This window comes from Pseudomonas sp. SCPG-7 (assembly GCF_002156405.1).
GTDB lineage: Bacteria > Pseudomonadota > Gammaproteobacteria > Pseudomonadales > Pseudomonadaceae > Aquipseudomonas > Aquipseudomonas parakoreensis.
The window spans coordinates 251215-277044 of the sequence record NZ_MVOO01000002.1 but is presented as its reverse complement, the minus strand read 5'-3'; the positions used below and the strand labels follow the sequence as shown (position 1 = coordinate 277044).

Genomic DNA, 25830 nt, shown 5'->3' with positions numbered 1-25830 from the left:
TTCGTCCGGCGCGGCCAGCGCAGTACCGAGGGGCCGACTATGCTGTACACGGCAAAGAACTCCATCGGCTTACAAAACAGGCAATGGCGAGGGAAAAGGATGCCCCGGATGATCACAGCACGCCTTCCCGAGGAGGGCGCGACATGAACCCGCCCACCGCGCCGGTCAATCGCCGCGTGCTGATTGTCGACGACAGTCCGGCGATCCATGACGACTTTGCCAAGATTCTCAGCCCCGTCGTTCCCGGCGACGATGGCCTGGGCGAAACCGAGAACCTGTTGTTCGGCACCTCGTCTGTCCGGCACACCCCACACTTCGAGCTGGATTCGGCCTTTCAGGGCCAGGAAGCCCTGGAAAAACTCGAAGCCGCGCTGGCTGAAAACCGCCCCTACGCCATGGCCTTCATCGACATGCGCATGCCGCCAGGCTGGGATGGCCTGGAGACCATCGAACGGCTATGGCAAGTCGACCCCAAACTGCAAGTCGCACTGTGCACGGCCTATTCCGACTACTCCTGGGAAGACATCGACCAACGCCTGGCACTGAACGACCGGCTCCTGATTCTGAAAAAGCCTTTCGACGCGATCGAGATTCGGCAGATGGCCAGCGCCCTCACGGTCAAATGGCAAATGACCGAAGACGCCGAGCTGAAAATGAGCCTGCTGGAGCACGCAGTGCAGGAGCGGACCCGGGAGCTGTCGGACGCCAACGTGATCGTGCAGAACAGTCCGACCATCCTTTACCGCTTGCGTGGCGAGCCCTCGTTCGCGCTGATGTATATCTCCCACAACATCACCCGCTACGGCCATGTCGCCGCCGACCTGGTGGGTTCGCCCGACTGGGCGAAGGTCCTGATTCACCCGGACGATCAGGCCAGCGTCGACGCGGCAATGGCCCGGGTACTGGATCGGCATGCGTCGGGCGCGTCCATCGAATTCCGCATGCGCACCGGCCAGGGCACCTGGCGCTGGGTGGAGAACCGCTACATCCCGGTACGCGATCAGGACGGCCGTCTGCTGGAAGTCGAAGGCATCATCCTCGACATCACTGAACGTCGCCAGGCCGAGGACAAACTGGCCTTGCTCGCCCGCTCCGATGGCCTGACGGGCCTGGCCAATCGCGCCACACTGATCGAACGCCTGCACCAGGCGTTTGCCGCTGCGCGACGCGGCGCGACGCCGTTTGCGGTGTTTTACCTGGATCTGGACCACTTCAAGCGGATCAATGACACGCTGGGTCACCCGGTTGGCGATCTGCTGCTGCAGGAGGTCGCCCGGCGCATCAAGTCCGGTGTCCGCGAAAGCGACGTGGTGGCGCGTCTGGGTGGCGATGAGTTCGCGATCCTGCAACTGGACGTCAGTGACCCGACCCAGTCGGCGGCGATGGCCGCCAACATCCGCGACGCGTTGCTGGCACCCTATAACCTGGCCGGCAATGCACTGCACATTTCGGTGAGCATTGGCATCAGCAGTTACAGCGAGCTCAGTCTCGACGCCGACAGCCTGCTCGGGCAGGCCGACATGGCGCTGTACCGCGCCAAGGAAATGGGCCGCAACCAGTATCACTTCCACTCCGAGGACATCTCACGGGAAGTGGCCGAGCGCATGACCCTGGTCAGCGAATTGATAACCGCCCTTGAAGGCAATCAACTGCGGCTGCATTACGCACCGGAAGTTGATCTGCACAGCGGCAGGATTCTGGGCATGGAGGCACAAGTCCTCTGGCAGCATCCCCGGCGCGGCCTGCTGCCGGCAGCGGACTTTGTGCCGATCGCGGAGAAAACCGGCGCAATCATTCCGCTCGGACGCTGGGTGCTGGATCACGCCTGCCATCAGATGCATCTGTGGCGTAATCAAGGGGTGGCGCCGCCCGTGATGGCGATCAAGATTTCCCTGGCGCAACTCAAAAGCGGCCCGGAACTGATCTACACCGTGCTGCGCACCACCGCCCGATGGGAGCTCGCCCCCTGGGACCTGCGCTTCGATGTCACCGAGGCCACGCTGGCCCAGACCAAGTGGACGCACAACGACGCGTTGCCGCGCCTGCGTGAACTGGGCGTGACCATCGCCATCGATGATTTCGGCACCGAATATTCCTCGTTCGATTACCTGAAGACCTACCGGGTCAATCAGCTCAAGCTGGCCCAGAGCGTCATCGACAATGCCGCCCACGATGTGGCCGGCGCCAACGCCTTGCGCGCCATCGTCAACTTCGCCCGGGACCTGGACATCGGCATCATCGCTGAAGGCCAGCCGTCGCCGGATCAGCCGTGCGCGCCACCTGCCGCAACCGCGCTGCCCAGCGCGCGCGGGCTGTATTTCAGCGCGGCGGTCAACGCCGAACAGGCCGGGCGATTGCTCAAGGACAGTGCCCATCCGGCACCGAAGGAGGACGAGTGATGAAAACGCCGTTCCCCCAGACCAACCGGCGCATCCTGATCATCGACGACACGCCGGCGATTCACGACGACTTTCGCAAGATCCTTGCCCCACAGGTTCAGGACGCCGTCGATCTGAATCAACTGGAACAGACGCTGTTCGGCACCCAGCAGACGCCGCACCTGAGCTTCCAGCTCGACTCCGCTTATCAGGGCCAGGAAGCTCTGGCTCTGGTCAAACAATCGCTGGTCAACGGCAACCCGTATGCCCTCGCCTTCATCGACATGCGCATGCCGCCCGGCTGGGATGGCCTGGAAACCATCGAACAATTGTGGCGGGTCGATCCGAACCTGCAGATTGCCTTGTGCACCGCGTACAGCGACTACAGCTGGGAGGCGATGGCCGAACGGCTGGAGTTCGGCGACCAGTTGCTGATCCTGAAAAAACCGTTCGACAGCCTGGAAATCCGCCAGATGGCCAACGCGCTGACCTGGAAGTGGCAGTTGGCGCAGGACGCGGCCCTGAAAATGCTCAGCCTTGAGCAGACCATCGAGGCGCGGGTGCACGAATTGCTCAAAGTCTCGCACCTGCTGCAATACGACAGCCTCACGGAGCTGCCCAACAGCACCCTGCTGGGCGATCGTCTGAGCCAGGCGATCGCGGTGTGCCGGCGCCATGACAAGCAACTGGTGGTGATGTTCCTCGGTCTGGATCGCTTCAAGCGCATCAACAATGCACTGGGCCATCCGGCGGGCGACGAGATGCTCAAACGGGTCGCCCGGCAACTGCTGTCCTGCGTACGTGATTCCGACTCGGTGTTTCGTTATGGCTCGGACGAGTTCGTGGTGATCCTTGGCGACATCATCCATCCCCAGCAAACCCACGGCCTCGCGGAAAAACTGCTGGCCGCCATTCGCCTGCCACAAGCGATTGCTGGCCACGACGTCAGCGTCACGGCCAGTCTGGGCATCAGCGTTTATCCCGCTGACGGCCTCGAAGCCATCGAGCTGATCAAGAAAGCCGAGACGGCGATGCGCAACGTCAAGGAGCACGGCCCTGACACCATTGGCTTCTTCATCGAAGCCATGAACCAGCACGCCCGGGAACAGCACAGCATCGAGTCGGGCATCCGCCGCGCGCTGCATGAGCACGAATTCGTCCTGCACTACCAACCGAAAATCGACTTGCGCACGGCCACAGTGGTCGGTGCCGAAGCGCTGATACGCTGGCAGAAACCGGGACACGGCTGGGTCTATCCTTCGGACTTCATCCCGGTGGCCGAGGACAGCGGTCTGATCGTGCCGCTGAGCAAATGGGTGCTGGCTGAGGCCTGTCGTCAGACCCGCGACTGGCAAGTCGCCGGACTGCCGCCGATCCGCATGTCGGTCAATACTTCGCCGATCGATTTTCGTCAGCGTGACTTCGTCGCCGGCATCGAGCGCGTGCTTGAGCAGACGGGCCTGGCCCCAGACTGCCTGGAGCTGGAAATCACCGAAGGCGTGCTGATGCAAAACGTCGAGGCGACGATGACCGCGCTCAAGCGCCTGACAACGCTGGGCACGCGCCTGGCCATCGATGACTTCGGCACCGGCTATTCCAGCCTGAGTTACCTGCGGCGGTTTCCCATCGATGTGCTGAAGATCGACCAGTCGTTCATTCGCAACCTGTGCAACGACCCCAACGATGCCGCACTGGTGAGCGCCATCATCCATCTGGGCAAGAGTCTGGGGCTGAACGTCATTGCCGAGGGTATTGAAACCGCCGAACAACTGGCCTTTCTCAAGGCGCATCACTGCGAGGAAGGTCAGGGCTACTTTTTCAGCAAGGCCCTGCCGGCAGACGCGTTTGCGCGCTTGCTGGCCGGCAGCGAACCCACGCCGTGGGCGATTTGATCAACACGCTGAAAACGGTCCTGAGTCAGGGAGACGATTGCCGATGAGTCTTTTCCACCACGCCATCGTGTTGCTGCTCTGCGGGCTCTGCGCCGGGGCCAGTGCCGAGCCGCTGGACGAGCCGCTCAAACCGTTGCCCGCGGTGCCGCAGCAGGACGTCCGCCGCGTGGAACTGGGTCGGCGCCTGTTCCATGAACCACGGTTATCGATCAACAACACGCTGTCCTGTGCCAGCTGCCACCAACTGGACAAGAACGGTGCCGACAGCCGCGCTCTGTCGCTGGGCTTCGACGGTAAACCGGTGGCGGTCAACACGCCGACCGTGTTCAACGCCGCCCTCAATTTCCGCCAGTTCTGGGACGGCCGTGTCGAAACGCTGGAGGAACAAAGCAACGTCGTCATCACCAGTCCCCATGAAATGGGCAGCGACTGGCGCACGGTTATCGAGCGGATCTCGAACGACCCCGACTACCGTCGCGACTTTGCCGCCACCTACCCGGACGGCGTGACCCAGGCCAATGTCCAGCAGGCGCTGGCCAGTTTCGAACGTACTTTGCTGACGCCCGGTTCGCGCTTCGATCAATACCTGTTGGGCAACACCGACATCCTCACCCTTGAGGAAAAGTACGGCTACCAGCGCTTCAAGGAATACGGCTGCATCGCCTGCCATCAAGGGGTGAACATCGGCGGCAACATGTTCCAGAAGTTTGGCGTGTTCGGCGATTACATTGCCGATCGCGGCAACCCGACCGTGGCTGATCAAGGCCGCTTCAACGTCACCCGGGACGAAGCGGATCGTGAATTTTTCAAAGTGCCGAGCCTGCGCAACGTCGCGCTGACCGCGCCCTACTTTCACGACGGCTCGGCGGACACCCTCGAAAAGGCGGTGGATGTGATGTTCCAGTATCAGTTGGGACGCACGCCGACCGAAGAGGACAAACGGCTGATCATTCTGTTTCTCGAGACCCTGACCGGCCAAAGGGAAGGCAAGCCATGATCAACATCTCCCGTCGGCGCAGTCTGCTGTTGCTCACGCTGGTCGCTCTGGTGCTGGCTTCGATACTGCTGTTTCTGTACTTCAAGTCCAGCTCCGACCAGACCATGACCTATACCGAGTCGCGGGATCTGATCCGGCAGATCAAACAGCAGAATTCGCTGTGGGAAAACGAGATCCTCAAGGCGCGAGTGGCGCTCACCCACAATTATGATCCGCTGGTGTCACCCATGACCGAGATGAACCGGCTCTGGGCGCGCTTCGACGCGATCGAGGCCAGGCATGGCCGCAACGACTCGGCGCAATGGAACGACGCCCACGAGGGTTTTCTGCAGGCGATGCAGGAGAAGATCCGCCTGGTCGAACAGTTCAAATCGCACAACGCACTGTTGCGCAATTCCCTGGCCTTTTTGCCCACCGCCGAAGACGACATTCAGGAGCAACTCGCCAACCTGTCGGACCTGGATAAATTACAGCTGCAAAACATCACCACCGACACCTACGACCTGCTGCTCAGTGCCCTGGAGTTCGCCCAGGTCACTTCCGACGACAGGGCCGCCGACATCGAGGTCGGCCTGAACAAACTGAAGGTCAATGCGCAACGGCTGCCGACGGCGTTTGAAACCCCGATCAAAATCATGAGCAACCACATCAGCCTGATCGCGCGCGAGCAGCCGCTGGTCAATCAGTTGCTCGAAAGCATCGAAAACATTCCCGTGGCCGAGCGCCTGGATACCCTCACCACCCTGCTCGATCGCGATCAACAGCGCGCCGATCGGGTCGACCGCCAATACCACTTCTACCTGCTGCTGTTTTCGGTATTGCTGATGCTCTCGCTGGTGTGGCTGGCGATCCGCCTGATCGGCAGTTTCGCCGAGATCAATCGGGTCAACACGGCCCTGCAAACGGCCAACGATGCCCTGGAGCAACGGGTCGAGGAACGCACCCGCGAACTCAGGGACGCCCAGAGCGAACTGCTCGACGCGGCGCGTCAGGCCGGCATGGCGGAAATCGCCACCAACGTGCTGCACAACGTCGGCAACGTGCTCAACAGCGTGAACATCTCCAGCGACCTGATCACGCGCAAGCTGCGCAACAGCAAGACCCAGGGCCTGGGCAAGGCCATGCAGTTGATCAACGAACACCCGCATGACCTCGGCGCCTTTCTGTGCGAAGACCCCAAGGGCAAATTGCTTCCCGGTTACCTCAATCAGCTGGTGGGTGCGATTGCCCAGGAACAGCAGGAAATGGTCGACGAACTGAACCAGATGAACAAAAGCGTCGATCACATCAAGGACATCGTCGCCACCCAGCAGTCCTACGCCGGCGCCAACAGCATGACTGAACCGCTGTTCATCAATGAATTGCTCGAAGACGCCTTGCGCATGAACGCCGGAGCGCTGACCCGACACCACGTCACGGTGGTCAGGGAGTACGCCGAGGTGCCGCAGGTGATGGGCGATAAACACCGTTTGCTGCTGATCCTGATCAACCTCATCAGCAACGCCAAATACGCCATGTCCGACCTCAGCAACCGCCCTCGCACCATGACGCTGGCGGTAAAAATCGTCGATGACAGCTTCCTCGAAATCAGCGTCAAGGACGATGGCGAAGGCATTGCGCCGGAAAACATGACGCGGATCTTTGCCCACGGCTTCACCACCCGCAAGGAAGGCCACGGCTTCGGTCTGCACAGCTGCGCCCTGGCGGCCATCGAGATGAACGGGCACCTCACCGCGCACAGCGACGGACCGGGCAAAGGTGCGCTGTTCACCTTGCAGATTCCCCTGATCAGCGTCACGGAGAACGCATGAGCGAGCTGTCGAACCGCCGTATTCTGCTGATCGACGACATGCCGTCGATTCATGAAGACTTCCGCAAGATTCTCGCGCCACCGGCGGCGCAGTCAGTGGAACTGGACGAGATGGAGGCGGCGTTGTTTGGTGCACAGGTGCGCGCCGAACGTCCGCCGTTCGAGCTGGACTCGGCCTACGGCGGCGAGGAAGGCCTGGGCAAACTGATGCAGGCCTTGCACGAACAACGCCCCTACGCACTGGCCTTCGTCGACATGCGCATGCCCGACGGCTGGGACGGCGCGAAAACCATCGAACACCTTTGGCAACAGGATCCGCTGTTGCAGGTGGTGGTCTGCACAGCCTACTCGGATTACTCCTGGGATGAACTGCTCGAACGGCTGCAGGCGCATGACCGATTACTGATTCTGAAAAAGCCGTTCGACAACATTGAAGTGCAACAAATGGCCAACACCCTGCTGACCAAATGGCAGATGACCGAACGCGCTTCCTTGCAGATGCATCACCTGGAACATCTGGTCGATCAGCGCACCGCCCAGTTCAAGCAGGCCAGCGAAGCTCTGCAGCGCGAAATCGATGAACGCAAGCAACTGGAAAGTCAGCTGGTGCAGTCGGAAAAGCTCGCTTCACTGGGGCAAATGGCGGCTGGTGTGGCCCATGAAATCAACAACCCGATCGGTTTCATCTCCTCCAACCTCGGCACCCTTGACGGCTACTTCAATCAGTTGCTCAGCGTACTCGATGCCTGGCAGACGCTGGGCGCCACGCCAGACAGCGAATCCGTGGCCCGGCTTGAGCAGCTGCGCAAAGACGCCGATCTGGATTTTCTGCTTGAAGACATTCCGGTACTGATCCGCGAATCCAAGGAAGGCATTGGCCGGGTCGGACAGATCGTCAAGGATCTGAAGGATTTCTCCCGGGTCGATACCCATCAGCAATGGCAGTGGGCGAATCTGCAGCAAGGCATCGAGTCGACCCTGAATATTGTCGCCAGCGAACTCAAGTACAAGGCTGACCTGATCAAGGAGTATCAGCCGCTGCCGGACATCGAGTGCCTGCCGTCACAAATCAATCAGGTGATCATGAACCTGGTGGTCAACGCGGCTCAGGCCATGGGCCCCGAGCGCGGCACCATCACCTTGCGCACCGGGCAACAGCAGGACACGGCCTGGGTGGAAGTCGAGGACACCGGCGCCGGGATTGCGCCGGACATCCTGCAGAAAATCTTCGATCCGTTTTTCACCACCAAACCGGTTGGCCAGGGCACCGGGCTGGGCCTGTCCCTGTCCTACGGCATTGTCAAAAAACACGGTGGTGATATTTCAGTCCGCAGCGAACCGGGGGTGGGCACGACCTTCCGCGTCGAGTTGCCGATGCGTCAGAGCCGGCCCGCGGCCTGAGGCGCCTCAGGTCGCTTCCTGAAAATCCATCTCCGGCGGCTGCCGCCGAAAGCCGCCAGTGAGCACCGCCAGATACACCACGCCAATCGTCAGCCAGCTCAAGCCCAGATACACCGCCAGATGATCAAGGCTGACCATCAGCCACACGTCCGCCAGCAGCCCGATGAACGGGAAGACCAGAAACAGCACCAGCTCACGCGGGCCTTTTTTCTCGCCACCGATCCAGTAATGAAAAATCACCGACAGGTTGACCAGGCTGAACGCCAGGAACGCACCGAAGTTGATGAACGAGGTTGACGTGGTCACATCGAGTTTCAGTGCCAGCAACGCCACGACCGCACACAGCAGGATGCTGTTGACCGGCGTGCCGAAGCGCGCATGCAAGGTGCCGAAAAACGACTTGGGCAACACGCCATCGCGCCCCATGGCAAACAGCAAGCGCGAACCGCTGGCCTGAGCCGACAGCCCCGAAGCGAACTGGCCGACGATCAGGCCGATGAGGAAGATCGAGACGAACAGGTCGCCGCCGATGTTGCGTGCGATTTCATAGGCCGCCGAGTCGACGCTGTCGAACTGGAATGACGGGTGGGCAATCTGCACGAAGTACGACACGCCGACGAAGATCAGCCCGCCGATCAAGGTGATCAACATGATCGCCCGTGGAATGGTGCGGCGTGGGTCGCGGGTTTCTTCGGTCAGCGTACTGACCGCGTCGAAGCCGAGGAACGAATAACAGGCAATCGCCGCGCCGCTCATGATCAGCGGCATTTGCATGTCACCGTTGAAGAACGGTTTGATCGACCACAACGGCGTGCGCGCATCACCGCCGACGTAGTGCACACACAGCGCGACGAAGGCGATCAGCACCAGAAATTGCACCAGCATCAGCAAGGCGTTGATACCGTTGGCCAGTTTCAGGCCAACGATGTTGATCGCGCTGGTGATGCCGATGAACGCCAGTACCCAGATCCACTGCGGGATCGACGGGAATGCCGAAGCAAGGTACGCCGCGCCGATCAGCCAGATCGCCATCGGCAGAAACAGGTAATCGAGCAACACCGCCCAACCGGCGATGAAGCCGAGCCTGGGGCTGATCGCCTTGCGCACGTAGCTGTAGGCGGAACCGGCAACCGGGAACGCGGCGGCCATGCGCCCGTAACTCATAGCGGTGAAGAACATCGCCACCAGTGCTGCCAGGTACGCTGCCGGGACCATGCCGGCGGTGGATTGCGCGAGGATGCCAAAGGTGCCGAGGACAATGATCGGCGTCATGTAGGCGATGCCGAACAGCACCACCGACCCTAATGACAGGGTGCGTTGCAAACGAGCCATGGGCGACTTACTCCGAATGTTATTGGATTTATGGCAGAGCCGAGTTCGGCGAATGTTTCGGGTGTGGCTTTGTTTTTTTGGGTGAGTCAGATGAATCGATAAAAGATCGCAGCCTTCGGCAGCTCCTACAGGAGTACGCAGTGCAATGGTGTAGGAGCTGCCGAAGGCTGCGATCTTTTGATCTTCAGCGCGCAGGAATCAGCAACTCACGCAATCCGCACGCGTGCTCCACCACCTCCCCCGGCAGCTTCAACCGCTGATCATCCAGATAGCGGTAATCCTGGCGCGCGACCTGCAACCGGTCGAAATCCAGCTCGACGCTGAACGTCCCTTCTTCGCGCCCCGCCTCGAACAGCAACGTCCCCAGCGGATCGACCAGCGCACTGCCGCCGGCAAACATCAAGCCGTCATCCCCGGCCTCAACGCGATTGACCATCAGCGCAAACGCCTGATTTTCCTGAGCACGGGCCATGATCGCGGTGCGGTGAGTCGGGGCGTACGGGTCCATGTTGCCGTTGGTCACGATCAGCAACTCGGCGCCCAGTTGCGCCAACGCGCGGGCGGACTCCGGGAACTCGATGTCGTAGCAGATCAGCAGGCCGACGCGCACACCGTTCCACTCGCAGGTGGCGTAGCGGTCGCCGGCCTCGAACACGCCGCGATCCGACGCCCAGAGGTGGGTCTTGCGGTATTTGAGGGCGATGCCTTCGGGGGTGATCAGCAACGTGGTGTTGTAGAAGCGACCGTTGTCGTTCTCAGCCATGCCGATCACCACGGCGAGGTTGCGCTCGCGGGCAGCGGCCAGCACCGCGCGGACGGTCGGGCCATCCAGCGGCTCGGCGATCTGTGCCACGGTGTCAGCCGTCGGGAAGCCCATCAGGTGGGTTTCCGGGAATACGATCAGTTGCGTGTCGGCACCGCACGCGGCAATCGCCGCGAGGGCGCGTTCGAGGTTGTATGCGGTGCCATTGTCACGGCCCGCCAGTTGGGCGAGTTCGACTTTCATTGCGAGTCCTTGTGGTCAGGGCCGGGCGCTGAAAGATTGCCCGGTGGCTGTCTGTGGGCCAGTATGCGCAGCAAGCAACCGGCAGGGAATCACGCGGCCGGGGTAACCCGATAGGGGTAGATTCATGACCGTTTCGTTTGATGACATCACTTGGCACCGCGCCGTCGGGCAGTTGATCGACGCACTGGACAAGCCGAATTTCTGGGCACAACTGGTGCGTCTGCTCGACCAGTACGTGGCGTTCGATAGCTGGGTGGTGTTGCTGTTCAGTGCCGATCAGCACCCGCAAGTGTTCGCCGAATGCCCCGCCGAGGACGGCAGTCCCGACCCGCTGTTTCAGGATTATCTGCGCGGTTTGTATCTGCTTGATCCGTTCTACATCGCCTGCCGCGAGCAGTCGCGCACCGGGCTGTATCGCCTGTCGGAGGTGGCGCCGGAGCATTTCGAGCTGACCGAGTATTACCAGCGATACTTTCGTCTGAATGTGGTCGCCGACGAAATCCAGTTCAATTGCCAGCTCGAAGGCGAACGCACGCTGTGCCTGTCGCTGGGCAGTGAACAACGTTTCACTGGCGAACAGATCGCTTTGCTGTCATTGATCCAGCCGTGGGTGCTGGGTCTGTTGCGCCAGCGCCTGCCGTACGAAATCAACGAAACCGTGGCCCTCGCTGCCGCGCCTGCACCGGCCGACTGGCGGGTGCAACTGGAAGCGTCGGTGCAGCAACTCAAGGGTGCGCAACTGACTGCCCGGGAGCTGGATGTCGGGCGTTTGATGCTCAGCGGTTGCTCCAGTAAAGAAATCGCCCGTAAGCTGGAAATCTCCGTCGAAACCGTGAAAGTCCATAAGAAACACATGTACAGCAAGCTGGGGATCAAATCCCAGTCGGAGCTGTTTTCGATTTTTCTCCAGGCGCAGAACGCCTGAAAAGCCTTGGCATGCAGGAGACATCTGAAGCTTGGAATTCCTTGTGGCGAGGGAGCTTGCTCCCGCTCGACTGCGCAGCAGTCGCAAAACCTGGACACGCGATGCATCAGGCAGACCGTGATGGCCAGGTTTGGGGCTGCTGCGCAACCCAGCGGGAGCACGCGCCCTCGCCACAAGAACAAGCCAGTCTGCGCGCCATGGGTAATCATTGAGTCCGAACCAAGGAAACCGTATGAGCCTGTCACTCCTGAGCCGCTACGCCTTCTTTGCCGTCTGCGTGATCTTCACCCTCGCCAGCCTGCCCTTTCTCGAACACGACTGGCTGTGGCCGATCACCGCCGTCACCGGCGTGCTGAGCCTGCTCGGTCTGTTCGACCTGCTGCAGAGCCCGCACGCGGTGCGCCGCAACTACCCGATCCTGGGCAACATCCGCTATCTGGTCGAAGGCATCCGCCCGGAGATCCGTCAGTACCTGCTTGAATCCGACAGCGACGCCCTGCCCTTCTCCCGCGCCCAGCGCTCGCTGGTCTATTCGCGGGCGAAGAACGAAACCGCCGACAAACCCTTCGGCACGTTGATCGACGTCTATCAATCGGGCTTCGAATTCATCGGCCACTCGATGCGCCCGGCGCCATTGAGCGACCCGAGCAGTTTCCGCGTCACCGTCGGCGGCCCGCAATGCACGCAGCCGTATTCGGCGTCGGTGTTCAACATTTCGGCCATGAGCTTCGGCTCGCTCAGCGCCAACGCCATCCGCGCGTTGAACCAGGGCGCCAAACTCGGCAACTTCGCCCACGACACCGGCGAAGGCAGCATCAGCCCGTATCACCGCGAACACGGCGGCGACTTGACCTGGGAACTGGGCAGCGGTTATTTCGGCTGCCGTACCAGCGATGGCCGTTTCGACCCGGAACGCTTCGCCGCCCAGGCGCAGAATCCGCAGGTGCGGATGATCGAAATCAAGATGAGCCAGGGCGCCAAACCCGGCCACGGCGGGATCTTGCCCAAGCACAAAGTTACCCAGGAAATCGCCGACACCCGCGGCATCCTGATGGGCGAAGACTGCGTTTCGCCGTCACGCCACAGCGCGTTTTCCACGCCGATCGAAATGATGCAGTTCATCCAGCAACTGCGTGAGCTGTCCGGCGGCAAACCGGTGGGTTTCAAGTTCTGCCTCGGGCATCCGTGGGAATTCATGGGCATCGCCAAGGCCATGCTGGAAACCGGCATCCTGCCGGACTTTATCGTGGTCGACGGCAAGGAAGGCGGTACCGGCGCCGCGCCGGTCGAATTCACCGACCACATCGGCGTGCCGATGCGCGAAGGCCTGCTGTTCGTGCACAACACCCTGGTCGGCCTGAACCTGCGCGACAAGATCAAACTCGGCGCCAGCGGCAAGATCGTCAGCGCCTTCGACATCGCCAGCGTGCTGGCCATCGGCGCCGACTGGGCCAACTCGGCGCGCGGCTTCATGTTCGCCATCGGCTGCATCCAGTCGCAAAGCTGCCACACCAACAAATGCCCGACCGGCGTCGCCACCCAGGATGCCCTGCGTCAACGCGCCCTCGTTGTCCCGGACAAGGCCCAGCGCGTCTACAACTTCCACCGCAACACGCTCAAGGCACTGGCAGAAATGTTGGCGGCAGCCGGTCTTGAGCATCCATCACAACTGTCGGCCAAGCACTTGGTGCGACGCATGTCGGCGACCGAGATCAAGCTGTTCTCGCAGCTGCATGTGTTTCTGAAACCGGGGGAATTGCTCACCGGAGAAGTGAATGGCGAGTTTTATTCGCGGATGTGGCAGATGGCGCGGGCGGACAGTTTTGAGGCGCAGGAAATAGCCGCAGCATGATGATCGATGCGCCAGCCCGATCGGCAGGCTGGCGCTCAGCTCCGTTGCTGGCGAAACAGCACAAACCGGAAAAAGCAGTACCCCAACGTCAGGTTCAGCACGCTAAACACCGTTACCGTCAGCAATCCATGCCAGCCATGCGTATCGGCAATCACGCCGATGCCGAAGCTCGCTCCCGCCATCAGCCCCATAAACAGCAAATAGCCCAACACCGACGTTTTGCTGTCAAAGGTGTAAAGCAGGTTCACGTAAAACGAGAACGCCGCCGCCACGCAGAATGCGGCGAAGTTACTGGCTGCCTGGGTCAACCCGATGGCGCTGCATAAAACAAAAAAAATCTGCCAGTGGATAAGTGCATCAGCGATGCCAATCACTGTCAGCGCAGGAAATCCTTTCATTACGGTTCCTTGCCATGGCTTGGTCCGGCTGACCTTCGAAGCTAGGGCAAGGCGCTTGAGTGGTCTACTGTCAGAAATTACAGGTGCGGGATGGATTGCGACGGACGGTCAGGGTTACCACTGCAGCAACCTGCCGTGAGGCGGTTCCTTCATGACGATGAAAGCGTAATCGCCAATCAAGTAAATCCGGTAATACAGGCTGTCCACCAACGCAGGAAAACCCTGATAACCAACGCGTGTGGCGTTGCGCCGTTCGCGTTCGGCGACCACGTTGGTGATGCCTGCCGACGGCAGATTTTCCGCGAGGATGAAGTAGTCGACGTTGAGCAAATAGTGCAACACCGGCAGCTGTTTGAATGAACCGGCCGCACTGGCCAGCCAGCGATCGGAGTAGCTGACCGAGAGGTAAATCCGTTTCGCTTCACGCAGCTCACGATGGGCGGCGATGTCGTGGCTCAGGCTGTACAGCGCGCTGTTGGCAAAGGTTTTCTGCAGGCTCAGCACCCGGCCATAGGCGAAGGACAGCGAGAGTGTCGCCAGCAGCGCAATGATCAGCAGCAAGGGCAATCGGCGGTGCCCGGACGCCAGCGCAACGTGCGCCAGATAGAACAGCCCCAGCAGTAACACGCCGAACCCCATCAGGGTCCGCGCGCCTTCATTGAAATCCCGAAACAGCAGGGTGATTCCGGGCACCAGCAAGACCAGAACGGGCAGCGTGAGCAAACACAGCAGCAGGCTTGGCCAACGGCGTTGGCGGCCCCGAACCAGACGCAGACAGCCCGCGAATGCACACAACACCAGTGCAGCGAAAACCCACGAGTAGCCGCCGTGAAACAGCAGCGCAACATTGTGTAGCACCCGAGAGAAATTGATGCCGATCTGCAACAGCGGGTGGGTGTCCGGGTTCAGCAGATCCGTTCTTCGCAACGTCTCCATGAACGGATAAGCCGTGACGCTATAGATCAGGATGCCGAGGCCCGCTTGTGCGAGCTTCCAGCCCAGCATCCGCAAGATCTGCGGCCACTGCGTTTGCCGCTGAACAGCCCTGATCAACTCGACACCACACAGACCGAAAAACACATTGAGGCTGATCTGATACAGCCCGATCGCCAGTGCCAGCAACGCCGCCGGTACCAGCCAGCGCTGTACCCGCGATGAACCTTCGAATGTGATGGCGTAGATCACCGCGACCATGCTCAAGACCATGATCGGGCCATCGTATTGATAGGACAGGTTCTGCAGCAGAAACGGGTTGTACCAGAGCGGCAACGCGACCAGGCAACAGGCCAGCGTCGGTTCGACAAAGTAGTGAACAGTCAGCCGAGTCAGCGCCAGACTCATGGCCACGACCGCGAGCAACAGGGGTAACGGATAGATGTTCGGTGCCGCCCCGGTGAACGTCAGCGCCTGATAAAACCAGTCGGCAAACAATCGGCCCTGCCCGGCCCAGGCATTCGCGGCGGCCAGCGTGCGCCAGTTGTCGTCAATGTAGGGGAAGTCGGCGAGGATCAGCGGCAGGATGTACAGCAACGTGGCAAGCAGGAAGAACAGCACGACTTGCCGCTGACTGAGCTCTCGCTCGAGAAATGCGCTCGCCCTCATGTCTGCGCCTCGGTTACTGCCGCGCGGGATTGCAAAGAGATACAGGTTTGAGCCTGATCGGCCGCTTTGTATCGCTCTTTCAGACCGGCGGTAACACGGCAAAAGATCGCAGCCTTCGGCAGCTCCTACACAGGAAATGTATCAACCCTGTAGGAGCTGCCGCAGGCTGCGACCTTTTGCTTTTGCTATCGACTACATCAAGTGGCCGAACGCACCGCGCCCTGGGACGCACCGCTCGGCTGCAACTTGAACACGTAGAACAACACCGTCAGCAGCACCAGGAACGCCGGCCCCACGTACAGTGCCACGCGGGTGTCCGGGAAGTACGCCATCAGACCGACCACCAGCACCAGGAACGCCAGCGCGAAGTAAGAACTGACCGGGTACAGCCACATTTTGTATTTCAGGCCGGCACGTTCGCTGGCGCTCAAACCTTTGCGGAATTTCAGTTGCGCCAGCAGGATCATGACCCAGGTCCAGATCGCGCCGAAGGTGGCAATCGACGTCACCCAGACGAAGACTTTCTCCGGCACCAGGTAGTTGAGCAGCACACCGATCAGCAGCGCGAAAATCGACAGCAGCAGTGCCCGGCGGGGCACGCCGTTGGAAGTCTTGGCGAAACCGGCCGGGGCCTGACCGTTCTGCGCCAGGCTGTAGAGCATGCGCCCGGTGCTGAAGATGCCGCCGTTGCACGACGACAGTGCCGCCGTGATCACCACGAAGTTGATGATGCCGGCAGCGGTCTTGATGCCCAGACGCTCGAAGGTCATCACGAACGGGCTGCCTTGAGTGCCGATTTCGTTCCACGGGTAGATCGACAGGATCACGAACAACGCGCCCACGTAGAACAGCAGAATGCGCCAGAACACCGAGCCGATTGCATCGGGAATGGTCTTCTGCGGGTTCTTCGCTTCACCGGCGGTCAGGCCGATCATCTCGACACCGAGGTAGGCGAACATGACCATTTGCAGAGACATCAGTACACCGGTCACGCCGTTGGGCATGAAGCCGCCATGGGCCCACAGGTTGGAAATCCCCAGCGCCACGCCGTCGTTGCCGAACCCGAAGGCAATGATGCCGACGCCGCCGATGACCATGGCGATGATGGTGACGATCTTGATCAGGGCGAACCAGAACTCGAATTCACCGAAGGCCTTTACCGCGATCAGGTTGATCGAACCCATGCTGACCAGCGCCGCCAGGGCCCAGATCCAGCGCGGCACATCGGGGAACCAGATGCCCATGTACACGGCGACCGCCGTGATTTCCGCGACGCAGGTCACCAGCCACAGGAACCAGTAGTTCCAGCCGGTGAGAAAGCCCGCGAGCGGGCCGAGGTAGTCCTGGGCATAGCGGCTGAACGAACCGGCCACCGGGTTGTGCACGGCCATCTCGCCGAGGGCGCGCATGATCACCAGGATCGCCAGGCCGCCGAGAATGTAGGAGAGCATGATCGCCGGACCGGCCATTTCAATGGCCTTGGCCGAACCCAGGAACAGGCCGACACCGATACAGGCGCCGAGCGCCATCAGGCGGATATGCCGTTCACCGAGTTCGCGTTTGAGCGGACCGCCGTGAGCGGTCTCGCCATGGGGCAGGTGATTGCCGACTGGCATAGGGATACAACCTCGTCTTGTTATTGGATATGACCACCGAGTGGCGAAGCGTCGACCGATAGGCCTGAACTTCCCGAAACCGCGCCGGCCTCGTGGGCAAACGCGTCTCGCAGGTCCCGACCTGCAAGATCAGCGGGGCGTGCAGTATAAAAAGCTTGTGGCAGGGCTTTTCACTCTATAAACCGCAACATTCAGCGGGAAATCTCGGCATTCCGCCGGTTTACGGAGAGGCATTACCTGGACTCCGTAGGATTTTTCCCCACTAAAAAGGCCGGCGAGTATTGCACAGCATTGGTGCACCGTCATGCCCCTGTGTTGGTGGTATTGCGTAGGTGATAGCTCTAGCACAGCTGTTTCGATGTGCTTGGCTGTCTATTCCCCTGTGGCGAGGGAGCTTGCTCCCGCTCGGCGGCGAAGCCGTCGTATTACCCGCGCATGCGGTGTTTCAGACAGATCGCGATTAGAGGGATTGGGGCTGCTTACGCAACCCAGCGGGAGCAAGCTCCCTCGCCACAGGTGCAGTTTTCTTCAGAAACCACCCCCACTCAAACCCCGCACATTTTTTTCCCCATCACCAACCACCGTCTAAGCTTCAGTCAAGTCCGATCAATCTGCGTGAATGGATCAATCGACTATGGGCGCTTTGTGGCAAACCGATTCGAGTAAAGCCGTGGTTCCGACTGAACGTGTGGATGAAGCGCCTGTCCCCCCCAAAAAACGCCGCAACCGGCATGGCTGGAAGGCGTTCTGGTTATTGCTGCTGATTATTGCCATCGTCGTGGGTCTGGCTGCGAGCAAGGAGATGCGCACCTCGCGTTTTCAGGCCCGGGAGCTGAGCCAGTACGCCGCCTCGCTCAAATATCAGCTGGAACCGGGCCCCAGCGAAGCGATCCGCTACCCGGGCAACGGGCCGTTCGATCTGCGTCTGGGTTACAGCTCTCTCGATGAATTCTTGCCGCGCCTGCTCAAGCGCGACTACGTGATCACCGAGCAGACGCGGTTTTCTCCGGCGCTGCTGAGCTACACCGACAAAGGCCTGTTCGTGCCTTATTCGGAAAAGATCCAGGCCGGGCTGTCGATCACCGATTGCCGCGCTGCGCCGTTGTATCAGTACAAGTACCCGCAGCAGCTGTATTCGAGTTTTGCAGCCATTCCGCCGGTGGTGGTCAGCAGTTTGCTGTTCATCGAAAACCGCTTTCTGCTCGACCCCAAGCAACCGCTGGCCAACCCGGCGGTGGACTGGCCGCGCTTCGGCATGGCCGCCTGGTCGCAGGTGGCGAAGCTGCTGCACCTGCCGGGGCAATCGGCGGGCGGCAGCACTTTGGCGACGCAACTGGAGAAGTACCGGCACTCGCCCGATGGCCTGACGGTGTCCGGTGCGGAGAAGATCCGCCAGATGATTTCCGCCAGCGTGCGCGCCTATCAGCCCGGGCCGCAAACCCTCGGCGCGCGGCAGAACATCATCCGCGACTACCTCAACAGCGTGCCCCTCTCCGCCGTGCCGGGGCATGGTGAGGTCCATGGCATGGCCGAAGGTTTGCGGGTCTGGTACGGCAGCGATTTCAACCAGGCCAATGCACAGCTGAACAGCTCGGCCACCGACCCGAAAACCATGGCCGACAAAGGCTTGGCCCTGCGCGAGATGCTCTCGCTGATGATCGCCCAGCGCCGTCCTTCGCATTACCTGACCAAGGGCCGTGAAGAACTCGCCGACCTCACCGACAGCCACTTGCGCCTGCTCAAGCAGAACGGCGTGATCGACAGCGCCCTGGCCGATGCCGCGCTCGCGAGCAAGGTCACTTACCGCGACTGGCAGACCCAGCCGACCCTCCAGCCGATCGAAACCAACAAGGGCATCAGCGTTGCCCGCAGCCGTCTGGCGACGATGCTCAATCGCCCGCTGTACGACCTCGATCGGCTCGACTTGTCAGCCACCAGCACCTTGCAGGGCGATCTGCAAACCCAGGCCACCGACTACCTGAAAAAACTTGCCGATCCCGCGTTCGCCGGGCAGATCGGTCTGATTGGCGAACGCCTGCTCACCCCCACCAGCACCACCCAGGTGCGCTACAGCTTCACCCTGTTCGAACTGACCCCGGACGGCTCGCGGGTACGCGTGCAGACTGACAGCACCGATCAGCCGTTCGACATTAACGAGGGCAGCAAGCTGGAGCTCGGCTCGACGGCGAAAATGCGCGTGCTCACCACTTACTTGCAGATCATCTCCGAACTGCACGACAAGTACGGCGCCATGAGCGTGCCGGAACTGAAGAAAGTCGAGGTGCCGGATCAGGATCGTCTCAGTCAGTGGGTGATCGATTATCTGATCCAGAACAAGGATCACGACCTGTCGAAAATGCTCGGTGCCGCGCTCGACCGCAAATATTCCGCCAGCCCCGGCGAGGCGTTTTTCACCGGTGGCGGGCTCCATGTGTTCCATAACTTTCGCAAGGAAGACAACGGCCGCATGCCGACCTTGCGCGACGCCCTGCGCGAATCGATCAACCTGCCGTTCATTCGCCTGATGCGCGATGTGGTGCGCTACGTCACTTACTCCGGCCCCAACAGCAGCGCCGAATTGCTCAAGGACGACCGCGACCCGCGACGGCAGGAATACCTGGCCAGTTTCGCTGACCGCGAAGGCACCTCGTTCCTGCTCAAGTTCTGGAAGAAGTACAAGAACAAGGACACCCAGGCGCGCCTCGACACCTTCCTCGACAGCATGCGCCCGACGCCGATCCGCATGGCCGCCGTGCATCGTTACTTGCTGCCCAATGCCAGTCAGGAAGACTTCAACAGCTTCGTGCGCGCGCACCTCAAAGGCGCCAAGCTCACCGAAAAACTCACCGACGATCGTCTGATCCGGCTGTACGACGCCTACGGCCCGGGCACCTACGATCTGCCGGATCAGGGCTTCATCGCCAAGGTGCACCCGCTGGACCTGTGGCTGATGGGCTACCTGCTGCACAACCCGGATGCCACCTTCAGTCAGGTCGTCAAGGCCAGCCAGTTCGAGCGTCAGGAGGTCTACAGCTGGCTGTTCAAGAGCAAGCACAAGGGCGCCCGTGACAGCCGCATCCGCACCATGCTCGAAATCGAAGCGTTCCTCGAGATTCACCAGCGCTGGCAGAAAGTCGGCTATCCGTTCGACCATCTGGTGCCGTCGCTGGCCACCGCCATTGGCAGCTCCGGCGATCGCCCTGCCGCGCTTGCCGAGCTGATCGGCACCATCCTCAACGATGGCGTGCGCATGCCGACCCTGCGCATCGACAGCCTGCACTTTGCCGCTGGTACACCCTATGAAACCCGCCTGACCAACGACCCGCATGTCGGCAAACGGGTGATGCCGTCGGAGGTCGCGACGGCAATGCGCGAAGCCCTTTCGCAAGTGGTGGACTCGGGCACGGCGAAACGCGTTTCCGGCAGTTTCAAAACCGCCGACGGCACGCCGTTGGTGATGGGTGGCAAGACCGGCACCGGCGACAACCGCATCGAAGCCATCGGCTCCGGCGGGCGGATCCTCAGTTCCAAGTCGATCAACCGCACCGCGACCTTCGTGTTCTACATCGGCAACAACCACTTCGGCACGCTTACCGCGTTCGTCCCCGGGCGTTCGGCGGAGAACTTCAAGTTCACCTCGGCGCTGCCGGTGCAGGTGCTCAAGGGCATGGCACCGATCCTTTCGCCGTATCTGCAGCCGGGTACGCATACCCTGTGCCAGCCCGATCCGATGACCGCAGCACGTTAGGCTGGCGCCTGGGTGGTAACGGAGTATTTTTTGCCGTTGAATTTCCGCTGTTTCGCGGCGTAAACACGCCGCGCTTCCAACCTGTTTTTGCGCTTTTTTCGCGCCGGGTCATTTCTTAGTCTGATCGCTCCATTTTGATCAACGGACGATCAGGCCATGCCCAACCCTTCCCTGACACTGTATCGATCGCAGCAGACGCCTTCTGCCCAAGGTCATAAAAGTGTCCATCACGATCTGGTTAAAGATGCCCTTCCCGACTGGCTGTACAAGGCTTCGGCAGCACGGGTCGAATCATTGAAAAACGTCACCTTGACCATGCCTGCATGGCATCGCAGCGCTGCGGCCAGCGAGCATCAACGACTCAAGGATGAAATGCGCCAGGCATGGACCGCGCAGAACAACATCGATCGCGCACTGAGCAAGCTGCAGGATGCGCGCACCTTCGCCAGACCCTTGCTGCAACAGGCCTTGAAGACGCGCTTCGGTGTCGAGGACGATGTCGAGGACACCTGGGTGCGGCTGTACATGCCAGTCAGAACGTCCTGGTGGGCGCATGACTTTGCCAAAGGCACGCAGAGTCGCACGGTATCGCTGCTGGACGCGGCATTGCACAACTTTTCCAGCGACGAAACGTTCACTGCCGACTCCTGCTTTATCACCCGTCCCGATGCGCTCGGGCAGTTCTCGGTCAAGGCACTCAAGCACAAGATCAGCATCGAGCAATTCAAGGCATTGTGTCGCGAGCTGGATATCGGCGCGCGCTACCAGACCCACTTGCACGAATTCGTGCTTTCGAAAAACCAGGTGGCCCGTCAATACCTGCAGCTCAAGGTGACGCACAGCCAGAAACAGACACTGCGAGTCGCCGCGCGCATGGCCCTGCTCAAGGGCGACATCGACCGTCAGGCATTTGAAGTGGTGCAAGGCATGCTCGAAGACCGTGCACAAGTACTGTGGCACGGCAAGGCCGTGCGCTATCACACGTTGACGATGATGGACACACCGCTGACAGGCATTGTACTGATCAGCGCCGACCCGCTTGCCGCCACGCGGCCCGTGCCGGTTCTGGCCTATGTGCCCCACGACCCGGAACACCCACTCAAGCAATATCCCGATTCACTGGCGTTCATGGCCGAGCTGACCCGCCAGTTGCGCGACACCTCTCCGTCCTCGTCTTACCAGCGGTTTTTCAGTCAATTTGTCCCGCAGCGCCAGCGAGGCTATTTCTTCGCCCGACTGAACGAGCGCCTCAGCCATGTGACATGGCAGGCGACGTCCTCCGGGTCGAACTTGCCCAACTGGCGCGATACGCCTGTGAATCATCCCAACCTGCAATTTCGCGTAGCGCCGGTTCAACAGGATCGCGAAACACGCTTTACCGGTGACCTGTGGCAGTACCTCTACCAACAGAAACTCAACAAGATTCTCAACGATGCCCGGGAGATTGCGATAGCCACCGAATACGCCGACCGCATGGCCCGTTGGGCATGGTGGGACAATCTGGAAAAAATCCTGACGGACATGCTCAATCTGGCGATGCTGGTGGCCGTGCCCTTCGTTCCCGAGCTGGGCGTGTTGATGCTGGCCTATACCGCGTATCAGGTCACCGATCAGATTGTTGAAGGAATCGTCGACCTGGCCGAAGGTCACTTGGCACAAGCCGGTGCTCAAGCCATCGGTGTGCTGGAAAGTATCGTGCAACTGGGGATTTTCGCTGCCGGTGCCAAGCTGGGCAGCGCGGCACTGGTCAGGCTCTCGCCGTTTTTTGAAAGCCTGAAGCCGGTAAAACTCAGCGACGGCCAGACGCGCCTCTGGAACCCCGACCTCACTCCGTATCGCGTGACCGACCAGATACTGCCCGCCACCACCCGTCCCGATGCGCAAGGCTTGCACCCGCTGGGCAGCAAGCACGTGGTGAAGCTGGATCAGCAGGTGTTCGAGGTGACCCGGGATCCGCTGAGCGGTGAACACCGGATTCGTCATCCACGCCGCCCCGACGCCTACGCGCCGACGCTCAGGCACAACAGCCATGGCGCATGGGTCTGTGAATCGGAAAACCCGCGCCAGTGGCAAGGCCCGCAGTTGATGCGCCGAATCGGCCACGCCACCGATGGATTCAGCGATACGCAACTGGAACAGATTCGCCAGTTGACCGGCACCGATGAGAACATCCTGCGGCGCATGCATGTGGAAAACGCGCCGCCCCCGCCTCTGCTGGCCGATACCCTGCTGCGCCTGGCAAGCCAGCCGGCACCGGAGGACGCGGCGCCGGCTCTTTCTACCCCGGCCGCCCGGGTACTGCGTGACTGCCCGCAACTGACGCCGGTGCTGGCCGAACGTGTTATTAGCCAGGCCCGTCCTCTGGAGATGCAGCGGATCACCCTTCGACGGCAGGTGCCGCTGCGTCTGAAAAACCTGGCCCGCGAGCTGGAGTTTGAGGTGCAGTCGGTTCGAGCGGCGCAAGGGCTGCAACGCGAAGCGCTGATCACGGTCGAGAGCGAACGCCTGGCCTTGGGCGCGTTGCGTCATCACAGCGATGCCTTCGGCGCGCTGCGGATCGACATCCGTGACGGAACATTCGACGGCCCCCTGCGCAGCAGTGCCGGCGCCGAGTCGGCCGAGCGCGTCCGGGTGCTGGTGCGCACTGGCGAAAACCTTTATCAGGTGCGCGATGGCTCGAATCAACTGCTGCGCCGGGCTTGCGGTCTGTATGAAGCGATTCTCTACGCGAGCGAACATCAGGGCCGAAGCGTACTGGGTTACAGCACCCGCGACGCCGAGCAGCTCAAGCAATGGATCATTGCCAAAACCACCGCCCCGAGCGAACGGCGCACGCTGCTGGCCGAACCGCCGATCCGCCCCGTTGTTCAATTCGACACCCAACTGTTGGTGCGCGGAGGCGGTTTGAGCCGAGACGGCGCGAGCCTGCACGAACGCATCGAAGATCTGCATCCGCACTTCACTGCGCGCGAGGTCGATGCCTTCGCCGAGGCCTTGACCGAACAGGGCGAACCACTCAAAGCCATCGAGGCAATGGAGAACGATCTGGATGAACTGCGTGAAACGGTCAATCGCTGGCGCTATCAACAACCGGACACTTGGGGACCGGGCAGCCATGGCTTTCGCGATGGCGGCGGATTACACATTCACGAACGTCTGCTGGCTTGTTTTGAACGCAAGACCGAACACTTGGGACAACGCAGCGATCCATCCTCTTACGCGCTGGATCTGTCGCGCGAGATGCTTTCCCTGAACCTGGAAACCTGGTGGGCCAAACGCCCGGAGCTGAAAAAATTCCTCGACAAGGTCACCGTGCTCAAACTCGATAACACACGCTTTGCCACTGATTCCAGCGGCTTGCTCAAGGACTTCCCGCACCTGATCGAACTGAGCGCCAAAGGCTGCGACCTGCCCCGTTTGCCAGAGCGCATCGGCACGTCCTTGCGCCGGCTCGAACGTTTGCGTCTGAGCGATAACAAGATTGTGCTGGATGCCGCCACCGTCGAGCGTTTACGCAGCCTGACGTACCTGGAAGTGCTGAAACTCGATGACAACCCGCTGGGGCTGTCGCCGAACCTGTCACGCATGCCCAGGCTCAAGGTGGTGGGCCTGAAGAACACCGGGCTGACCGCCTGGCCTGAAGGCATTCTGGCCAGACCTCGTCCCCGTGGCTTATTACTTGATCTGCGCGGCAATCCGCTGACGACAATTCCGGAGGTGGTCAGCGGCTCCGAGGCACAGTGGCTGGTGGCACGTACGCGCCTGGACGTGGCCAGCCTGTCTGAGGTCAATCAGGTGATCTATCAGACCCATCGACGCGCAGTGGGCCTGCCCGAGGAGACGGTTCTGCCGGCCGATCCCACGCGCAACTTCTCGATCATTTCCGCGTTTGGCGCCGATTATTGGAGCGACGTGCCCGGTTGGGGCATCAACCGTGAAACGCCTTGGTCGGAGCTGGTGGAGGAACCGGCCGCGCAACCGTTCATGGCTACGCTGCTCGGTGTACGCGAATTCGCCGACTACCGCGCCGGCGGTGAACTGCGCCAGCAACTGATGCAGCGTGTGTGGCGCATGCTCGATGCCGTGCACCACGACAGTCGGCTGCGGGAAAAACTCTTCACCATGGTGGTCGCTCCGGTGGACTGCGCGGACGCCGGCGCTCAGTTGTTCAACCACATGGGCATCAACGTGCTGGCTTCCGAGGCCTATGCCTACGCGATCGGCCCCCGGGAACTGGAAAACAGACTGGTCACCCTGGCCCAGGGCGCGGCGCGCCTGGAACAGGTGAACGACATTGCCCGTGCGGACGTCGACAGTCGCGGCGGCAATCCTGACGATGTCGAAGTCTATCTGGCGTATCAGACCGGCCTGGCCAGACGCCTGGGCCTGCCCTGGCAGACCGAGTCCATGTTGTTCCGACCGGTGTCGGGCGTGACTGACGCGATGATTGATACGGCGTACGACACGGTGCTGGCACTGGGTGAAGGCGATGGTCTGGTGGACAAGATGCTCGAACAGGACTTCTGGCAGAACTACCTGCAAGAACAGTTTCCAGCGCGCCTGGCCTCGAACAAGCATCGCTACCTGAAGCTGTTCGAACAACTGGAAACCTTACGCGAAGTGCAGCAGGAATGGCTGGCTTCGACCACGGATCAACAGCGCGCCGAGCGGCGCAGCCGACTGCGCGAACTCGCTGCCGATCTGCCGATCCCCGACACCGTGCTGTTCGCTGATACACCGATCAGCGAAGCGACCTATAACCGCGTGCTGATCGATTTGGTGGATGAGGAAAAGGGTCTGTCCAGACGCTTGACTCGTGATGCCATGAGACGCGCCGGTTTGTAATGACGGCATGACACAAGACACCTGACGG

14 protein-coding genes are annotated in these 25830 nt (G+C 61.0%); 9 read left to right on the top strand and 5 right to left on the bottom strand.

The features are described from left to right. The first annotated feature begins 143 nt into the window (after positions 1-143). From B1722_RS05605 to B1722_RS05585, 5 genes are read left to right on the top strand one after another with little or no spacing between them, the layout of a single operon-like run. A complete protein-coding gene (locus B1722_RS05605) occupies positions 144-2399 on the top strand; it encodes an EAL domain-containing protein (RefSeq protein ID WP_174376819.1) in 2256 nt (751 codons plus the stop codon). Beyond that, positions 2399-4270, top strand: a complete 1872-nt coding sequence (locus B1722_RS05600; RefSeq protein WP_041068312.1) for a bifunctional diguanylate cyclase/phosphodiesterase — start codon at positions 2399-2401, stop codon at positions 4268-4270. Before B1722_RS05605 ends, B1722_RS05600 begins: the two co-directional genes overlap by 1 nt. 43 nt (positions 4271-4313) lie before the next feature. Next, positions 4314-5267: a cytochrome-c peroxidase gene (locus tag B1722_RS05595; RefSeq protein ID WP_041068310.1), complete on the top strand. Its 954-nt coding sequence runs from the start codon at positions 4314-4316 to the stop codon at positions 5265-5267. After that, positions 5264-7078 (top strand): DAHL domain-containing protein, encoded by a 1815-nt coding sequence (locus tag B1722_RS05590; protein WP_086791758.1) that lies wholly within the window; start codon positions 5264-5266, stop codon positions 7076-7078. Before B1722_RS05595 ends, B1722_RS05590 begins: the two co-directional genes overlap by 4 nt. After that, positions 7075-8478: an ATP-binding protein gene (locus B1722_RS05585; RefSeq protein WP_041068306.1), complete on the top strand. Its 1404-nt coding sequence runs from the start codon at positions 7075-7077 to the stop codon at positions 8476-8478. The genes B1722_RS05590 and B1722_RS05585 overlap by 4 nt, the downstream gene beginning before the upstream one ends. 6 nt (positions 8479-8484) lie before the next feature. Here the strand turns inward: B1722_RS05585 and B1722_RS05580 are convergent, their stop codons facing one another. Both B1722_RS05580 and B1722_RS05575 read right to left on the bottom strand, forming a co-directional pair. Beyond that, positions 8485-9810 (bottom strand): APC family permease, encoded by a 1326-nt coding sequence (locus B1722_RS05580; RefSeq protein ID WP_041068304.1) that lies wholly within the window; start codon positions 9808-9810, stop codon positions 8485-8487. 184 nt (positions 9811-9994) lie between these two features. Next, positions 9995-10816: a carbon-nitrogen hydrolase family protein gene (locus tag B1722_RS05575; RefSeq protein ID WP_041068302.1), complete on the bottom strand. Its 822-nt coding sequence runs from the start codon at positions 10814-10816 to the stop codon at positions 9995-9997. 124 nt (positions 10817-10940) lie between these two features. On the opposite strand from B1722_RS05575, the gene B1722_RS05570 reads away from it, so the two are divergent. Beyond that, entirely contained in the window at positions 10941-11741 is an 801-nt protein-coding gene (locus B1722_RS05570; RefSeq protein WP_041068300.1) for a LuxR C-terminal-related transcriptional regulator, read from the top strand. 232 nt (positions 11742-11973) lie between these two features. Continuing rightward, on the top strand, positions 11974-13593 hold the full coding sequence (locus tag B1722_RS05565) for an FMN-binding glutamate synthase family protein (protein ID WP_086791756.1): 1620 nt from the start codon (positions 11974-11976) through the stop codon (positions 13591-13593). A gap of 35 nt (positions 13594-13628) precedes the next feature. Here B1722_RS05565 and B1722_RS05560 read toward each other — a convergent pair whose 3' ends face one another. From B1722_RS05560 to B1722_RS05550, 3 genes are all read right to left on the bottom strand, one after another. Further along, complete coding sequence (locus B1722_RS05560) at positions 13629-13991, bottom strand: GtrA family protein (RefSeq protein WP_086791754.1); 363 nt, start codon at positions 13989-13991, stop codon at positions 13629-13631. Positions 13992-14105: 114 nt separating this feature from the next. After that, the gene (locus B1722_RS05555) at positions 14106-15593 is read right to left on the bottom strand and encodes a glucosyltransferase domain-containing protein (protein ID WP_086791753.1); all 1488 of its coding nucleotides are present in this window, start codon (positions 15591-15593) and stop codon (positions 14106-14108) included. A 197-nt stretch (positions 15594-15790) separates the two neighbouring features. Then, positions 15791-17209 (bottom strand): amino acid permease, encoded by a 1419-nt coding sequence (locus B1722_RS05550; protein WP_086791751.1) that lies wholly within the window; start codon positions 17207-17209, stop codon positions 15791-15793. A gap of 634 nt (positions 17210-17843) precedes the next feature. Here B1722_RS05550 and B1722_RS05545 point away from each other — a divergent pair. Both B1722_RS05545 and B1722_RS05540 read left to right on the top strand, forming a co-directional pair. Then, on the top strand, positions 17844-20957 hold the full coding sequence (locus tag B1722_RS05545; RefSeq protein ID WP_086791749.1) for a transglycosylase domain-containing protein: 3114 nt from the start codon (positions 17844-17846) through the stop codon (positions 20955-20957). Positions 20958-21113: 156 nt separating this feature from the next. Next, positions 21114-25802, top strand: coding sequence for a dermonecrotic toxin domain-containing protein (locus B1722_RS05540; protein ID WP_086791747.1), 4689 nt, complete (start codon positions 21114-21116; stop codon positions 25800-25802). The last annotated feature ends 28 nt before the right edge of the window (positions 25803-25830 follow it).

Coding starts and splice junctions, on each gene's coding strand:
- B1722_RS05580 (WP_041068304.1), bottom strand. CDS start 9,810: ATGGCTCGTTTGCAACGCACCCTGTCATTAGGGTCGGTGGTGCTGTTC.
- B1722_RS05545 (WP_086791749.1), top strand. CDS start 17,844: ATGGGCGCTTTGTGGCAAACCGATTCGAGTAAAGCCGTGGTTCCGACT.
- B1722_RS05570 (WP_041068300.1), top strand. CDS start 10,941: ATGACCGTTTCGTTTGATGACATCACTTGGCACCGCGCCGTCGGGCAG.
- B1722_RS05575 (WP_041068302.1), bottom strand. CDS start 10,816: ATGAAAGTCGAACTCGCCCAACTGGCGGGCCGTGACAATGGCACCGCA.
- B1722_RS05590 (WP_086791758.1), top strand. CDS start 5,264: ATGATCAACATCTCCCGTCGGCGCAGTCTGCTGTTGCTCACGCTGGTC.
- B1722_RS05560 (WP_086791754.1), bottom strand. CDS start 13,991: ATGAAAGGATTTCCTGCGCTGACAGTGATTGGCATCGCTGATGCACTT.
- B1722_RS05550 (WP_086791751.1), bottom strand. CDS start 17,209: ATGCCAGTCGGCAATCACCTGCCCCATGGCGAGACCGCTCACGGCGGT.
- B1722_RS05540 (WP_086791747.1), top strand. CDS start 21,114: ATGCCCAACCCTTCCCTGACACTGTATCGATCGCAGCAGACGCCTTCT.
- B1722_RS05605 (WP_174376819.1), top strand. CDS start 144: ATGAACCCGCCCACCGCGCCGGTCAATCGCCGCGTGCTGATTGTCGAC.
- B1722_RS05585 (WP_041068306.1), top strand. CDS start 7,075: ATGAGCGAGCTGTCGAACCGCCGTATTCTGCTGATCGACGACATGCCG.
- B1722_RS05555 (WP_086791753.1), bottom strand. CDS start 15,593: ATGAGGGCGAGCGCATTTCTCGAGCGAGAGCTCAGTCAGCGGCAAGTC.
- B1722_RS05595 (WP_041068310.1), top strand. CDS start 4,314: ATGAGTCTTTTCCACCACGCCATCGTGTTGCTGCTCTGCGGGCTCTGC.
- B1722_RS05565 (WP_086791756.1), top strand. CDS start 11,974: ATGAGCCTGTCACTCCTGAGCCGCTACGCCTTCTTTGCCGTCTGCGTG.
- B1722_RS05600 (WP_041068312.1), top strand. CDS start 2,399: ATGAAAACGCCGTTCCCCCAGACCAACCGGCGCATCCTGATCATCGAC.